The organism is Actinomadura sp. 6N118 (genome assembly GCF_044326415.1).
Classification (GTDB): Bacteria; Actinomycetota; Actinomycetes; order Streptosporangiales; family Streptosporangiaceae; genus Spirillospora.
Genome location: NZ_JBIRAZ010000028.1, coordinates 110,010 through 124,140, shown reverse-complemented (window position 1 = coordinate 124,140; position 14,131 = coordinate 110,010). Strand labels below are relative to the sequence as shown.

Sequence of the window (14,131 nt, the reverse complement as noted above, 5' to 3'; positions counted from 1 at the left end):
CGTCGATATCAAGCCGTTATGCCTAGTCCCACCAGAAGGACCAGCGGGTCTTGCCGCGGATTTCTTCGGCGTAGCCGCCGAGGGTGCCGGGGCCCTGGAAGAGGATGTCGGGGCAGAACGCCCAGTGCTCGGCGGCGACGTGGAGGGCGTGGCGGGCGCTGATGGGCGGTGCGGCGACGCTCAGGTCCAGGGTGTTGAAGCCCATCGCGATGACGCGGGCGCCGAACCGTTCCTCCCAGCCGCGGACCACGGCGGCGAGCGGCGCCGTCCATTCGTTGTGGTTGAGCGCGCCCTGCCACCCGATGGCGGCGAGGACGTCGGCGCTGCGCTCGACCGCGACGAGGCCGAGGGAGAGACCCCGGGGTGCGAGGGCACGGGCGTGGCGGTCGGCCACGGCGCCCGGGTCGTCCAGCGAGGCGCCGCGCTGCGCCGGGCCGGGGCAGTCGCGGCCGAACGGAGCCAGGTCGTCGTGGTCCTCCTCGGCGGCCTGCTCCGCCCAGTCGGCCCAGACCTCGGACATGAAGGCGGTGGGGAGGTAGTTGTCGACGTCGGTGACCGGCTCCGGTGCGATCTGCCCCGCGGCCCACGGCTGGTCGGTCTCGTCCAGCAGCACCGGCCACAGCCCGGACTGCGGATGCGCTGCCCGCAGCGCCGCCCACAGCTCGCCGGTGACCGGTTCGTCGCTCAGCCAGAACGCCGGGCGCAGGAGGATCTGGCGCTGCGGGTAGCCGGGGTCCGGCCAGACCACGTCCCCTGCGGGCAGCGCCACGTCCAGCGCCCGCTCGACCTGGTCGTCAGCGAACAGCTGGGGCAGGTTGCCCGGCAGGGACCGCCGGAGCTCGAGGTCGTCCATTTCCGCCGTTCCGGTACACATCAGTGCCAACAGGGATCTTGGCACTCCGGAGATGTTAACGGCGCAAGGCCCGGCAAGGGGACGGTGCCGCCGGGTTCGGTCGGCCTCACCGGTGGCGCCCCCGCCAGAAGTACTCGACGACGAGGCCGGCCATCCCGGCTCCGGTCAGCGAGCTCGCCACGATCTGGATCCAGGTGCCGTTGAAGACCGCGCCGGCGATGACGTTGGCCGTGAGGAGGATGCCGAAGAGAGTCCAGCGCATGCCGTTGTCCATGAGGCTCTCGCCTTTCAGCTCGTTTCGGGACGCCGGCGCAACATCGGCCGGGCGGGCAGGAGCATCGCGGCGGCGCCGGGGGCGGCCACGAGCAGGAGGATCGCCGCGAAGGTCAGCGGCGGTACGGCGGGCAGCGGCAGGCCTGTGACGGCGGTGGCGAACGTCAGCAGCGTGACTCCGGCGATCAGCGTTCCGACGGCCAGGCCGATGCCGAGCATGATGGCCGCCTCCAGCCGGAGCATCCGCAGTACCTGGCGGCGGGTCGCACCCACCAGGCGGAGCAGGGCGAGTTCGCGGCGCCGGGAGGCGGTGGCGAGGGCCAGTGTCGTCACCAGCCCGATGACGATGAACCCGCAGATGGCGAGCACCACCACGTAGCTCATGAAGCCTTGCAGCCGCAGTTCCTCGGACTGCTGCGCGCCGAAGGCGTCCTGGGCGATGACCAAGGCTCCGGAATAGCGGGAAAGGGCAGGGCGGAGATCCGGGTCCCCTCGTACGAGGATGTGGTCGTCCAGGGGCGACGTGGTGTGCGCGGCGACCGTGGCATGGGGGAGGAGCACGTCACCGAGACCCAGGCCGCGCTCGTAGATCGCCACGACGCGGGCCTTGACCGGGGTGCCGTCCCCGAGCCAGAACTGCTGCTCCTGGCCCAGCCGGACGCCCTCGGCGACGCTCTCGCTGAGCGCGACCGTGCCAGGGTCGCGGAGGTCGGCGAGAGAGCCCTTCGTCACGCCGGGGTCCATCGTCTGCGTGATCCCCTCGGGGCTGACGCCCTTGGCGGGGAGGGAGCGGAGGTTCTTTTCAGCCAGTTCCCTGACCGACATCACGACGGTGGTCTGCTTGACGGCGGTCGCGGCCCGCACGCCGGGAGTGCTCCGTACGGCGTCGAGCACCCCGGAGGGCAGCCCCGGACCGGCCGGCACGACGACCCGGTCCGCACGCGTCCCCTCGGCCGCCTGAACCTCCGTCGCGCGGACGGACGTCGACTGCGCGAAGAGCTGCACCCCGGCGAACGCGACCGCCAGCGCGACCGGCGTGATGACCGAGCCGAGCCGCAGCGCCGCCGCGCCGATGTTGATGTCCGCGAGCCGGCCGGCCACGGGCGACGCGGTCCGCAGAACGCGGCCGAACACGCGGCCGCCGCGCCGCGCGATGAGCGGGCTCAGCAGGGCGGTCGCCACGATCAGTGTGATCACCAGCCCGCCGATCGAGGCGGCTGCCGTCGATCCGCTCGCCATCGTCGAGACGCCGAGCGCATTGACGCCAAGCACAAGGAACACCACACCCGTGATGACCCGCCAGCGAGGCAGTGACGCCGGCTCGACGGCCGCCTCGCCGAGAGCTTCGACCGGCCGGATGCGCGTCGCGCGGAGCGAGGCGAAGAACGCCGACAGCATCGCGGCGAGCAGGCTGATGAGCAGCGCGGCCAGCGCGGGCAGCGGGCTGAGCGACAGCCCGAAACCGCCAGGGAGCACGTCCTTGGCCACCATGGCCCGGTGCATCGCCGCGCCGAGCGCCAGCGCGAGCAGGCCGCCGAGCAGTCCCGCAGGCAGGGCCGTCCGGAGCGTCTCCCGCACGATCCGGCCGCGGACCTGCCAGGGCGTCGCGCCGACGGCGCGCAGCAACGCGAACTCGCGGCTGCGTTCCCGGATCGACAGGGCGATCAGGCCCCCGACGACCACCAGCGCCGTCATCACGGCGACCGCGCCGAACGAGGCGGCCATCTCGATCATGTCGGGGCGGGCACCCCGCACGGCCAGGTCTTCCGCGTCCCCTCGTGCGGCGCCCGTCTTGACCACCAGGCCCGGGGCGGCCTTCTTCAGTGCGGCGGCGTCCACGCGTCCGCCTGCGATCACCGCCAGCGCGTCCGCCTGCCCCGGGTGACCGCTCAGCGTCGCCGTCGCCTGCGACGCGAAGAACGCGCCGGGTGGACCGCCCGCCTTCACCAGCCCGGTGACCCGGAACGGCTGAGGAGCACCGGTCGTCTGGAGTCCGACCACGCTGCCTACCGCCACTCGCGCCCGAGCCGCCGTGGCGGTGTCGAGCACGACCTCGTCCGGCGCCTGCGGAGCACGGCCGGCCGCCGCCTCGTACGAGTGGAGCGCCGCGGAATCCCAGCCTTGGCCGGTGACCGTCACACCCGACGCGGTCAGCACGGGGAACGACACATCCGCGATGACCGCCCGCACACCCGGCACGGCTCGCAGGCGCTCGGCGGCTGCGACCGGGACGCGGGCGCGTTCGGTCAGCGGCCGCGTCTGCTTCTCCGGTTCCGACCCGACCCGCTTCTGCCGGACCGAGACCGACTGCTCACCGGTGACGACCGCCGCGGCCGCCTCGTACCGGTCCACCGGCGCGTGCGCCCGCAGTGCGGACTCCAGGAGCACGCCGCACGAGCCGACCAGCGCGGCGGCGAACATCAAAGCCACGAACACGCCCGCCAGGGCGCCCTTCGGCGGCTTCACAGGACGTCCCAGCGAGCCATCACGGTGGCGGGGGTGGGATCGGGGAGCTCGGCGACGATCTGGCCGTCCCGCAGGAAGAGCACCGAGTCGGCCCACGCAGCCGCCATCGGGTCGTGCGTCACCAGCACCACGGTCTGCCCGGTCTGGTCGGCTGCCTCGCGCAGCAGGGCCAGCACGTCACGCGCCGAACGCGGATCAAGGGAGCCCGTGGGCTCGTCCGCGAACACGACCTCGGGCCTGGTGATGAGGGCCCGGGCGACGGCCGCCCGCTGCTGCTGCCCGCCGGAAAGCTCGGACGGCCGGTGCCGGAGCCGGTCTGCGAGCCCGACGCGCCCAACCACCTCGGCGAGCCATTGGGGATCGGCGCGCGCGCCGCTGAGATGGAGCGGGAGGGTGATGTTCTGCTCGACGTCCATGGACGGGATCAGGTTGAACGACTGGAACACGAACCCGATCCGTTCACGCCGCAGCCGGGTCCGCTTGGCCTCGCTGAGACGGCCGATGTCGGTGCCGCCGATCAGGACGGAACCCGAGGTCGGGCGGTCGAGGCCGGACGCGCAGTGCAGGAACGTGCTCTTGCCCGAGCCGGACGGCCCCATGACGGCCGTGAAGCCGCCGCGCGGGAACGCCCTGGTGACGCCGCGCAGCGCCGTCACCGACCCGTACGACCGGGTGACCGCCTCCATCCGCACCGCATATGCCGTCGCCTCATAGGGAGTCCCCTCCGCTGTCTCTGCCGCCAACGTCGTCGTCATGTTCCCTCTCGCTCTCGACCGCGCTCTCACCTGGTTGAACGTAGGTTCCGGCGGAGGGCCGGCACATGGGCTCGCACCCCCGAATCAGAGGTGTAGCCAGCTACACCACGGGCCGGGGAGCGGGAGTCATTACGGCGGGCCCGCGCGGTCCCTTAACGTGAGCTCCGATGGAGGACGAGAGAAGCGCCGTGAAGGCCGTGAAGAACGCACTGAGACGCAGCGGGGACGCCACCACCTTTCTGGCCGGCGGCCTGCGCACCGTGCTGCCCGCGCTCCTGGGCACCTGCGTCCTCCCGCTCGTGGCGTTCCTGTCGATCCTGGTGATCGCCATTCCCTGGCTGCCGGAGGTCGCCCGCCCGCTGCGTGCCCTGACCAACGCCGAACGGCGCAGGGTGGCCCGGGTGCTGGGCCGCGAGATCCCCGAGCCCTACGCGCCGCCGCGCGGCACCTCGTTCGAGCAGGGCTTCGCGCTGTTGCGCGCGCCGTCCACCTGGCGTGACGTGGCGTGGATGGTCCTGCACGGCTACGGCGGGCTGCTCGCGGCGGTGATGGCCGTCTCGCTGTGGCCATCGATACTGTTCTCGCTGTCCCTGCCGCTGTGGTGGTGGGCGGCGCCGGAAGGCTCGCAGTCGGCGTTCATCGTCCTGGACAGCTGGCCCAAGGCGCTGACCATGCCGTTCCTTCAGGCCGGCGTCAACATCCTGGGCCTGTGGTGGCTGGTGCCCCGGTTCGTGCGGTGGCAGGCGTGGATCGCCGCCAAGCTGCTCGGGCCGACCCGCGGGGTCAGCCTCGCCGAACGGGTCGAACAGCTGACCGAGACGCGGGCGGAGGCACTGGAGGCCCACGGCGCCGAGCTGCGCCGCATCGAACGCGACCTGCACGACGGCACGCAGGCCCAGCTGGTCTCGGTCGCGCTGCGGCTCGGCCTCGCCGACCGGCGCTTCGATGCCGACCCCGAGGCCGCCCGCACGCTGTTCCTGGAGGCCCGGGAGGGGATCGAGGACGCCCTGACCCAGCTGCGCTCCGTCATCCGGGGCATCTACCCGCCGATCCTGTCCGACCGCGGCCTGCCCGGCGCGGTCCGCGCCCTCGCCGCCGGGCAGCACATCCCGGTCACCGTGGAGATCGAGCTGGAGATCGGCGGGGCGGAACGCCGTGTCCCTGCGGCGGTGGAGGCGGCCGCCTACTTCGTCGTCGCCGAGGCCTTGACCAACATCGCCAAGCACAGCGGAGCCGCCGCGGCCCAGGTGACACTGCGCCGGGACGGCGACCGGTTGCGGATCATCGTGCGGGACGATGGGAAGGGCGGCGCAGATCCGGCCCGCGGCAGCGGGCTGGCCGGGATCCGCCGCCGGGTCGCCGCGCTGGACGGCGCCACCCGTGTCGACAGCCCCGTCGGCGCGGGAACGACACTCGAGGTGGAGCTGCCGTGCGGATCGTGATCGCGGAGGACAACGCCCTGCTGCGCGAGGGGCTGGTCCTGCTGCTGACGGGCGACGGCCACGAGGTCGTCGCGGTCGCCGACACCGGTCCGGAGATCGTGCCCGCCCTGCTGGCGCACCGGCCCGACGTGGCCGTCCTCGATGTCCGGCTTCCGCCGGGTTTCCGCGACGAGGGCCTGCGGGCCGCGATCGAGGCACGCAAGGCACTGCCCGACCTGCCCGTGCTCGTTCTCTCCCAGTACGTGGAGGAGACGTACGCGACCGAGCTCCTGGCGGGCGGTGCCCAGGGCATCGGCTATCTCCTCAAGGACAGGGTCAGCCGGGTCGAGGAGTTCCTGGACGCGCTGCAACGTGTCGCCGCCGGCGGCACCGCACTCGACCCGGAGGTGGTCTCCCAGCTCATGACACGCCGTTCACCGCTGCAGGCACTCACCCCGCGCGAGCGCGAGGTGCTCGCGCTCATGGCGCAGGGCCACGACAACGCCACCATCGCCGCGACCCTCGTCATCACGGAGCGGTCCGTCAGCAAGCACATCGGCAGCATCTTCCTGAAGCTCGACCTGCCGCCCAGCGACAGCGGCCATCGCCGCGTCCTCGCCGTGCTGGCCTATCTGAACGCCTGAAACGGCTTTGTCGCCACCGTCACCTGTGGAAAGGTGTGGCGGCATGTCGGAATGGCGAACTTTCGAGAAGCGCACCGGTGACGTGGTGCGATGCTGGCGGATCCGCCGCGAGGGCATCCGCTGCCACATGGGATGGGGCGTGGCGGGCGGCGTCATGCGGGGAATGAGCATGACCCTGGACGACGAGGTCCATGCCGAACGTCATTTCAATCGGAAGATCCGCGAAAAGCGGCGCCAGGGGTACGTCGAGGTCACCGGTGACACGTCGACCGGGCCGTCGGAGGACCCGGATCCCGGCTACGCGCGGGACGCCAAGCTCCTCGACGTGATGCGCGAGGAGGCGGAGAAGAGGCGACCCGGATCCTGGGAGGAGGCATGGGCCGGCCATGAGCCCGTGCCCGGGCATGAAGGGGCGTATGTCAAACATTTCCCGTTCCCGGGCGGTCCCGGGCCGTTCCGCAAATATCTCGTCCTCGTCGACGATGGGTGCAAGGGCCTGCAGTTCAACGTCAAGGACCCGGGGTACGACGCGGACGCGGTTTCGGCGTTCCTGGACTTCGTGACGCCCCGCTGGCATCTGCTGTTCGACGGGACATCGCACCACAAGGTGCGGCTGGACGTTCCGGTCGGCCCGTTCAGCCATGTGCTGTTCTGCGCGCCCTCACTGTGCCGCGGCTCCGACTACGGGGGCCGGGTCGGGAGGGTCTTCCCCATCCACGACTGCGAGATCGGGGACGCGGACAACGAGACGTTCGTCGAAGCCCGCACCCAGGGCCGGTCGAGCGAGACGATCGCCACCAGCACCTGGGACCGGGAGCCGTTCCCGGTGACCGATCTGCGTTATGACCTGCAGAGCACGGTCGGGACGTTCGAGAGCCTCAGACGCTCCGCCCTGCGCCAGAAGAAGTTCAAAACCGGCCTCAGGGAGACCGTGGAGCGCATCCTGCCGCTGTTGATCGAGTCGACCCCGGAGAGCTTCGTCGAGGTGCGGTCGTTCCGCGGCGACGTCATGGCGGTGACCCGCCGGGACCTGACCCCCGACACCCTCCCCGCCATCGACCGCTTCGTGCGCGGGCTCAGCTGAGGTGTTCCGGTGAGGCAGCCCGAGGGGGACCGGGCCGGCTGACGGCTGGGGCGCTCTGCCCGGTTCTGGTCTGCTCGATGGTGCCGCCGCCGTCGAGCAGGCGTGCCAGCGGCAGGGTCGCGGCGCCCACAGCGACCGCCTCAGGCCCCAGGCGGCCGAGCTCGATGGAGGTCCGGGCGAACGGCTGGCGGAGCGCGTACTCGGCCGCGGCCTGCTGGATCGGGTCGAGCATCCGGGCGCCGATCAGCAGGCCGGCCCACCCGCCGATGATGATCTTCTCCGGGTTGAAGAGGTTGACCAGGTCGGCGATGCCGGCGCCGAGGTAGGCCACCACCTCGGCCCGTATCCCGGCCGCGGCCGGGGCGGGATCGGCCAGCAGAGCGGCGAGGGACTCCTCCTCCCCCGTGGCCGTGGTGCCCCCGGCGGAACGGTAGCGGCCGAGGAGGGCGCTCGCGCCCACGTACGCCTCCAGGCAGCCACGCGCGCCGCAGCGGCAGGGGGCACCGCCGACCTGGGCCGTCGTGTGGCCCCATTCGCCCGCGCTGCCCGCCGATCCGCGGTACGGGGCGCCGTCGACCACCACGCAGGCCCCCACCCCGGAACCTATGAGGGCCACCACGGCGTTGCGGCAACCGCGCCCCGTGCCGAACCACATCTCGGCCTGCCCGAGCGCGGTGGCGTCGTTGTCGATGAACAGGGGCAGATCCGTGCCCTCCAGGGTCGCGGTGCCCTCGCGGAGCATCCGTTCCAGCGGCACCGCCTCCCAGCCGATGGTCTGGCAGTGCACCACGGTCCCGGGTGTGCGTTCCACGGTGCCCGGGACGCCCACGCCCACTCCGAGCACGGAACCGGGGTCGACGCCGCTCTCGGTGATGACCGTCCGCAACCCCGACAGCGCGTGCTCGACGACGGCAGCGACATCGTGGCCGCCGTCGCCGAGCGGGAGGTCGGCCTTGGCCAGCGGTGTCAGCTCCAAGTCGAACAGCTCGACCAGGACCCGGGTCTCGCCGACGTCCACGCCCGCCAGCTGGCCGTGGCCGGGAGCGGTCTTGAGCAGGATCCGCGGCCGGCCCCCGTCGGACTCGACGCTGCCCGCCTCAGTGATCACTCCGAGGTCGAGCAGCTCGGCGACGACGTTGCTCACCGACGCCTGGCTCAATCCGGTCAGCCGGCTCAGCTCCAGGCGGGTGAGCGGGCCGTCGAAATACAGCCGACGCAGCAGGGTGGAGCGGTTGCCGCGGCGTAGGTCGCGCACGGTCCGCCGGGTCCTCTCCGGCATCGGGGGCCCCTTCCGATCTTGACCGCCCATTATGTCACTGCTTAAATCACGACGTGAAATAAGTAGTGATCTAGCTCACATCGGCCCCGTCACACCTTCGATCATCCAGGCTCACCCCCCAGTAAGGAGCCGCGCATGAAATCCCTTCTCCGTGCGGGCGCACTCGTCGCGCCCGCGTTGCTGGCCCTGACGCTGATACCAGGAGCGGCCACTGCCCGTTCCATCCCTGCCTACCTGGACAGATCCGCGCCCACGCCCGTACGGGTGGCCGACCTGGTCAGGCGCATGACCGTCGAAGAGAAGGTCGGCCAGACGGCCCAGCCCGCCATCGTCACCATCCAGGGCGACTGCAACTGGTCTGGCGGGCAGCTCAACACCACCTGCATGAAGAAGATGTTCGCCGACCAGCACGTGGGCCAGATGTTGTCCGGCGGCGGCCAGGCGCCGGCGCAGAACACGCCCCGGGCGTGGGCCGAGATGATCAACACGATCCAGAAGTACGCGATCGACAACCACCGCCTGCGCATCCCGCTCCTGTACGGCGTGGACGCGGTGCACGGGCACAACAACGTCCTCGGCGCGACCAAGTTCCCGCAGCAGCTGGGCGTGGGCGCGACCTGGAATCCGGCGATCTCGCAGGCGATGGGCCAGGCCACATCCAAGGCGGTCAAGGCCACCGGCCCGAACTGGAACTTCGCGCCCGTCCAGGACATCGCGCGCGACACCCGCTGGGGCCGCTACTACGAGACCTACTCCGAGGACCCGCACCTGGCCGGTGTGCTGGGCGCCGCGTTCGTCAAGGGCTCCCAGCAAGACCGCAAGGTCGCCGCGACGGTCAAGCACTTCGCCGGCTACTCCGAGCCGTTCAACGGCCATGACCGGGCCAACTCCCACCTCGACATGCGCTACTTCCAGGACACCTTCCTGCCGTCCTACAAGGCGGCCGTGGACGCGGGTGCGCAGACCCTCATGGTCAACTCCGGCGCGATCAACGGCGTCCCGGCCCACGCGAGCCGCTACCTGCTCACCGACCTGCTCCGCCGCCAGTGGGGCTTCAAGGGCGTCGTCATCAGCGACTGGGACGACGTCCAGGCACTCCAGAAGGCCCACAAGGTGGCGGCCGACTACGCCGACGCCGCCGGCATCGCCATGAACGCGGGCGTGGACGTGGCGATGCTGCCGCCGGGCTCCGTCGACGGCTACATCGACGGCCTCGTGGCGCAGGTCAAGAGCGGCAAGGTCTCCCGCAAGCGCCTCGACGAGGCAGTCGGGCGCATCCTGACGCTGAAGTTCCAGCTGGGACTCTTCGACAACCCGTACGTCGACCCGGCCAAGGCCGACGCCGCGGTGCTGGGCGCCGACAAGCCGCTCGCGGTGAAGGCCGCGACCGAGTCGATGACACTTCTCAAGAACGACGGGAACGTGCTGCCGCTGCCCACCGGTGACAAGGTCGTCGTCACCGGCTCCGGGGCGGACTCGGTGCCGATCCAGAACGGCGGCTGGACCATCGGCTGGCAGGGCATCCCCGACGGCGTCGACGACCCCGGCGTCACCGTCTGGGAGGGCGTCAAGGCGCTCGCCGGAGACAAGGCCGAGCTCGTCAAGGACGCCGGCGAGGCCGTGGACAAGACCGAGGACGCCGACGGCGCCATCGTCGTCGTGGGTGAGAAGCCCGGCGCCGAGGGCGTGGCCGACAACGAGACCCCCGAGCTCGCCGCCGACCAGCAGGAGCTCGTCGACCGCCTGCAGGCCACCGGCAAGAAGGTCACCGTCGTGGTCCTCGCGAGCCGTCCCCTCGTGCTCGGCAAGGCCGCCGACGCCAAGCAGCTCCTGATGGCCTGGCTCCCCGGCAGCGAGGCCGGCACCGCGGTCGCGGACGTGCTCTACGGCCGCGCCAACCCTGGCGGCCGCCTTCCCGTCTCATGGCCCAAGTCCGTCGGCGACCAGCCGATGTACTACCAGCAGCTGCCGGGCACCAACAGCGGTCCCAGCTCCGCTTACGACCCGCTGTTCCCCTTCGGGCACGGCCTGTCCTACACCACGTTCGCCGTCAAGAGCCTGGCTCTGGCCGACCGATCGGTCTCCAAGCGCGGCACGGTGAAGCTCACCCTCCAGGTCAGCAACACCGGCAACCGCGACGGCGACATGGTGGTCCCGGTCTACGCCGGTCAGCCGTACAGCCGCGTCCAGGTGCCGCCGAACCGGCTCGCCACGTTCACCCGCGTCCCCCTCAAGGCCGGTGAGACCCGCTCGGTCACCCTCACCTTCCCGATGTCCAACCTCGCCGTGACCCCGGGCGACATCAACGGGGCTGGAACCCCGTCCGCCCAGTCCGGCGCGTACCAGATCACCGCGGGCGACCAGAGCGCCGACCTCTCCGTCCGCTGACCTCGCCGTCCGCTGACGTCAGTCTCCTCTGAATCCGGCCCGGCGCGCCGCTCTCACCCGGCGGCGCGCCGGGCAGGCAGGACCAGCAGCTCCCGTGCCTGTTCGAGGGACAACCGTTCGGCCGGATCCCGGCGCAGCAGCCCGGTGAGAGCGGGTTCGAGGGGACCGGCGCGCAGCGGGCGCGCGGGTTCCCGTGTCGTGATGGCGATGCAGACCGCTCCGGCGCAGTCGCCCACGTACGGCGGACGGCCCTCCACGGCGGCGAACAGGGTCGCGCCCAGCGACCACAGATCGGACTCGGCGGTGCCCGGCAGTCCGCCGACCTGCTCGGGGGACAGGAAGGCGGGGGTGCCGGCGAACGCCGCCCGCCATGTCAAGATCATCTCGCCGCCGGCGGCGGCCATGCCGAAGTCGGTCAGCACCGCCCGGTCGCCATCGAGCATCACGTTGGCCGGCTTGATGCCGCAGTGCGTCACGCCCGCCCGGTGTGCGGCCCGGAGGGCACCCAGGAGCTGCAGGCCGATCCCGGCGACCCGCGCCGGCGGCAGCGGCCCTCCCGTCCTGAGAAGACCCTCCAGGGACCACCCGCGCAGCAGCTCCATGACGATCCACGGCCGTCCGTCCTCGCCGGTGATCCGCTCGTGGACGGTGACGATGCCGGGATGAGCCAGCCGTGCGGCGGCGCCGGCCTCCCGGTCCAGCCGGGCAGGCCAGCCCGCGTCGGGCCGCACCGGCGGCCGGACCTCCTTGACGGCGACCTCGCGGCCCAGCCGCTCGTCGCTGGCACGCCAGACGGCCCCCGTTCCGCCCTGCCCCAGCAGCGCGAGCAACCGGTACCGCCCGGCCAGCACCCGCCCGAGATCGCCACCCACACCTGGAAACCTAACCCACCGGGCCGCCATCCAGATTATATATGGACATTCATGTCTATATAGGACGATTCTGGAGGGGGTGGCTGGCGCGCCTCCGCCGCCAGACTAACCACACGCATAGCAGGGCGGTTATAGCGGCGGTCGGCAACGGTATTTGCCCAGTCTGCCGCCGGGCAGGAAGGCTGCGGGGCATGGACGTGCGTGATTGGCCGGGCCAGGAGCTCAGCGACGAGGAACTGGACATCGCGTACAACGTGCGCCGGAAAGCGGGAGAGGAACTCTTCGGGCAGCTCATGGTCCGGTACCGGGCGGAGTCAGATAAGGCCGTCGAGGGGCTGCCCGGGGCGCCGGGCCTGGTCTACGACGAGGCGAGCGGCGAGCGGCTCGACGTATGGGGCGCGGGCGGTGTGCAGGGAACGGGCGGCGCGCTGCGGCCGGTGTTCGTGTTCGTGCACGGCGGCTACTGGAAGGCACTGTCGAGGGCCGACTCGGCGTTCATGGCGCGGATGTTGCACGAGCGGGGTGTCGCGACCGTGGTGCTGGACTACACGCTGGCGCCGGCGGTGACCCTGGAGGAGATCATCCGGCAGGTGCGCGCGTCGATCGCCTGGATCTGGGGGCACGGACGGGAGCACGGGCTTGACCCCGACCGCATCGTGGTCGGCGGGAGCTCGGCGGGCGGCCACCTGACCGGGATGACGATGGTGGAGGGCTGGCAGGAGGCGTTCGGGCTGCCGGAGGACGTGGTGAAGGCCGCGATGCCGTTCAGCGGGCTGTTCGATCTCCGGCCCCTGACCCGGGTGTACGTGAACGAGTGGCTCGGGCTGGACGTGCCGAGGGCGGCCGGGCTGAGCCCCGCACTCGTGGCGGGCGCCCGGCGGTGCCCCACGGTGATCACGGTTGCCGAGCACGACGGGTCCGGCTTCGTCGACCAGTCGCGGCGGTTCCGCGCGCAGTGGGGCGGCGAGCTGCTGGTCGTGCCGGAACGTGACCACTTCGACGTGGTGCTGGATCTCGGTGATCCGGAGGCGCTGGTGAGCCGGAAGCTGCTCGAGTTGATTCAGTCGGTGGGCTCCGTCTGAGCGGTGAGCTCCGCGGCCTGGGCCCGCAGGTGATCCAGCATCAGCCGCGCCGAGGGCGTGAGCGGGCGCCGGTCGGGCAGGGTGACCCCCACCTGGCGGCGGACGGGTTCGAGCGGGATGGGCAGGGGCGCCAGCTCACTGTCGGTGCGGGCGACCAGCTCGGGGAGGGCGGCGATCATGTCGGCGTCGTGGACGAGCGTGCGGACGGTGAGGATCGAGGTGCACTCCACGAGATTGGACGGCAGCGCCAGGCCCTCGCTGCGGAAGATCTGCTCCAGCTCCTGGCGAAGGGCGGTCTGTTCGAGAGGGAGCACCCAGGGGTAGTCGATCAGATCCCGGAGTCTGAGGTCCGGCTGGGACCGGGCGGGGTGGTCACGGCGGGCGACCAGGAGCACCGGCTCGGCGTACAGGGTCAGCTGGCGCAGGCCGCGCAGGTCGCCGATCGGGTTGAGGCGGCCCAGGATCAGGTCGATCTCGCCCTCCAGCAGCCGCGGGACCTGCGCGTCGAACGTGGCCTCCTGGACGATCACCGTGACTCCCGGCCGGGCCTTCTTGAGGGTCGCGATCGCCCGTGGCAGCAGGACGTTGGAGCCGGCGAGGAGGGTACCGATCGTGACGGTCCCGACCGCCCCGTCGGCCAGGCCGGAGATGCGCTCGCCGGCCCGGCGCAGCTCTGCGAGGACGGCGCGGGCGTGCTCGATGAACGCCTCGCCGAACAGGGTCGGGGTCATGCCGCGCGGCCCCCGGGTGAACAGCTCGACGCCGAGGACGTGCTCGACCTCGCGGAGGCTGCGGGTGACGGCGGGCTGGGCCAGCCGCAGGTGCTCGGCGGCGCGCAGCACGCTGCCCTCGTCGGCGACGGCCACGACCAGCACGAGGTGCCGGAGCTTCAGCCGCCCGTTGAGCAGGTCGATCGGGCGCATGCTGCCCAACTATATGGCCTTACTATCACAAACTGGTTATGTCAGCCTGGTCAATCGGTATTGGTCCGGCATAGCTGGATGGGGAATCATC

The 14,131-nt window shown here is 71.6% G+C and carries 12 protein-coding genes; 5 read left to right on the top strand and 7 right to left on the bottom strand.

The window, feature by feature from the left end; translation table 11 throughout:
• Positions 1-22 precede the first annotated feature (22 nt).
• From ACH34W_RS47365 to ACH34W_RS47350, 4 genes are all read right to left on the bottom strand, one after another.
• The gene (locus ACH34W_RS47365) at positions 23-853 is read right to left on the bottom strand and encodes a DUF4253 domain-containing protein (protein ID WP_395967829.1); all 831 of its coding nucleotides are present in this window, start codon (positions 851-853) and stop codon (positions 23-25) included.
• 106 nt (positions 854-959) lie between these two features.
• Complete coding sequence (locus tag ACH34W_RS47360; RefSeq protein WP_395967828.1) at positions 960-1,127, bottom strand: hypothetical protein; 168 nt, start codon at positions 1,125-1,127, stop codon at positions 960-962.
• Positions 1,128-1,141: 14 nt separating this feature from the next.
• The gene (locus ACH34W_RS47355) at positions 1,142-3,592 is read right to left on the bottom strand and encodes an FtsX-like permease family protein (protein ID WP_395967827.1); all 2,451 of its coding nucleotides are present in this window, start codon (positions 3,590-3,592) and stop codon (positions 1,142-1,144) included.
• Positions 3,589-4,347, bottom strand: a complete 759-nt coding sequence (locus ACH34W_RS47350; RefSeq protein ID WP_395967826.1) for an ABC transporter ATP-binding protein — start codon at positions 4,345-4,347, stop codon at positions 3,589-3,591. The genes ACH34W_RS47355 and ACH34W_RS47350 overlap by 4 nt, the downstream gene beginning before the upstream one ends.
• Before the next feature lie 167 nt (positions 4,348-4,514).
• Here ACH34W_RS47350 and ACH34W_RS47345 point away from each other — a divergent pair, with 167 nt between their 5' ends.
• Genes ACH34W_RS47345 through ACH34W_RS47335 form a run of 3 tightly spaced genes read left to right on the top strand, consistent with a single transcriptional unit; the run spans position 4,515 to position 7,496 of the window.
• Positions 4,515-5,789 (top strand): sensor histidine kinase, encoded by a 1,275-nt coding sequence (locus ACH34W_RS47345; RefSeq protein ID WP_395967825.1) that lies wholly within the window; start codon positions 4,515-4,517, stop codon positions 5,787-5,789.
• The gene (locus ACH34W_RS47340) at positions 5,777-6,412 is read left to right on the top strand and encodes a response regulator (RefSeq protein ID WP_395967824.1); all 636 of its coding nucleotides are present in this window, start codon (positions 5,777-5,779) and stop codon (positions 6,410-6,412) included. The genes ACH34W_RS47345 and ACH34W_RS47340 overlap by 13 nt, the downstream gene beginning before the upstream one ends.
• A 43-nt stretch (positions 6,413-6,455) precedes the next feature.
• Positions 6,456-7,496 (top strand): hypothetical protein, encoded by a 1,041-nt coding sequence (locus ACH34W_RS47335; protein ID WP_395967823.1) that lies wholly within the window; start codon positions 6,456-6,458, stop codon positions 7,494-7,496.
• Here the strand turns inward: ACH34W_RS47335 and ACH34W_RS47330 are convergent.
• Complete coding sequence (locus tag ACH34W_RS47330; protein ID WP_395967822.1) at positions 7,489-8,775, bottom strand: ROK family protein; 1,287 nt, start codon at positions 8,773-8,775, stop codon at positions 7,489-7,491. The genes ACH34W_RS47335 and ACH34W_RS47330 overlap by 8 nt on opposite strands.
• A 135-nt stretch (positions 8,776-8,910) precedes the next feature.
• Between ACH34W_RS47330 and ACH34W_RS47325 the strand changes: the two genes are divergently transcribed.
• Positions 8,911-11,163 (top strand): glycoside hydrolase family 3 N-terminal domain-containing protein, encoded by a 2,253-nt coding sequence (locus ACH34W_RS47325; protein ID WP_395967821.1) that lies wholly within the window; start codon positions 8,911-8,913, stop codon positions 11,161-11,163.
• A gap of 53 nt (positions 11,164-11,216) precedes the next feature.
• Here ACH34W_RS47325 and ACH34W_RS47320 read toward each other — a convergent pair whose 3' ends face one another.
• Positions 11,217-12,035, bottom strand: coding sequence for a serine/threonine-protein kinase (locus ACH34W_RS47320; RefSeq protein WP_395967820.1), 819 nt, complete (start codon positions 12,033-12,035; stop codon positions 11,217-11,219).
• A 191-nt stretch (positions 12,036-12,226) separates the two neighbouring features.
• Between ACH34W_RS47320 and ACH34W_RS47315 the strand changes: the two genes are divergently transcribed.
• On the top strand, positions 12,227-13,117 hold the full coding sequence (locus ACH34W_RS47315) for an alpha/beta hydrolase (protein ID WP_395967819.1): 891 nt from the start codon (positions 12,227-12,229) through the stop codon (positions 13,115-13,117).
• On the opposite strand, the gene ACH34W_RS47310 is transcribed toward ACH34W_RS47315, so the two are convergent.
• On the bottom strand, positions 13,096-14,040 hold the full coding sequence (locus tag ACH34W_RS47310) for a LysR substrate-binding domain-containing protein (RefSeq protein WP_395967818.1): 945 nt from the start codon (positions 14,038-14,040) through the stop codon (positions 13,096-13,098). The two genes, ACH34W_RS47315 and ACH34W_RS47310, sit on opposite strands and share 22 nt — an antisense overlap.
• Positions 14,041-14,131 lie beyond the last annotated feature (91 nt).

What these genes read in the sequence shown, in the direction of transcription:
- ACH34W_RS47310 (WP_395967818.1), bottom strand. Translation starts at nt 14,040, where the DNA reads ATGCGCCCGATCGACCTGCTCAACGGGCGGCTGAAGCTCCGGCACCTC.
- ACH34W_RS47330 (WP_395967822.1), bottom strand. Translation starts at nt 8,775, where the DNA reads ATGCCGGAGAGGACCCGGCGGACCGTGCGCGACCTACGCCGCGGCAAC.
- ACH34W_RS47345 (WP_395967825.1), top strand. Translation starts at nt 4,515, where the DNA reads ATGGAGGACGAGAGAAGCGCCGTGAAGGCCGTGAAGAACGCACTGAGA.
- ACH34W_RS47360 (WP_395967828.1), bottom strand. Translation starts at nt 1,127, where the DNA reads ATGGACAACGGCATGCGCTGGACTCTCTTCGGCATCCTCCTCACGGCC.
- ACH34W_RS47365 (WP_395967829.1), bottom strand. Translation starts at nt 853, where the DNA reads ATGGACGACCTCGAGCTCCGGCGGTCCCTGCCGGGCAACCTGCCCCAG.
- ACH34W_RS47350 (WP_395967826.1), bottom strand. Translation starts at nt 4,347, where the DNA reads ATGACGACGACGTTGGCGGCAGAGACAGCGGAGGGGACTCCCTATGAG.
- ACH34W_RS47335 (WP_395967823.1), top strand. Translation starts at nt 6,456, where the DNA reads ATGTCGGAATGGCGAACTTTCGAGAAGCGCACCGGTGACGTGGTGCGA.
- ACH34W_RS47315 (WP_395967819.1), top strand. Translation starts at nt 12,227, where the DNA reads ATGGACGTGCGTGATTGGCCGGGCCAGGAGCTCAGCGACGAGGAACTG.
- ACH34W_RS47325 (WP_395967821.1), top strand. Translation starts at nt 8,911, where the DNA reads ATGAAATCCCTTCTCCGTGCGGGCGCACTCGTCGCGCCCGCGTTGCTG.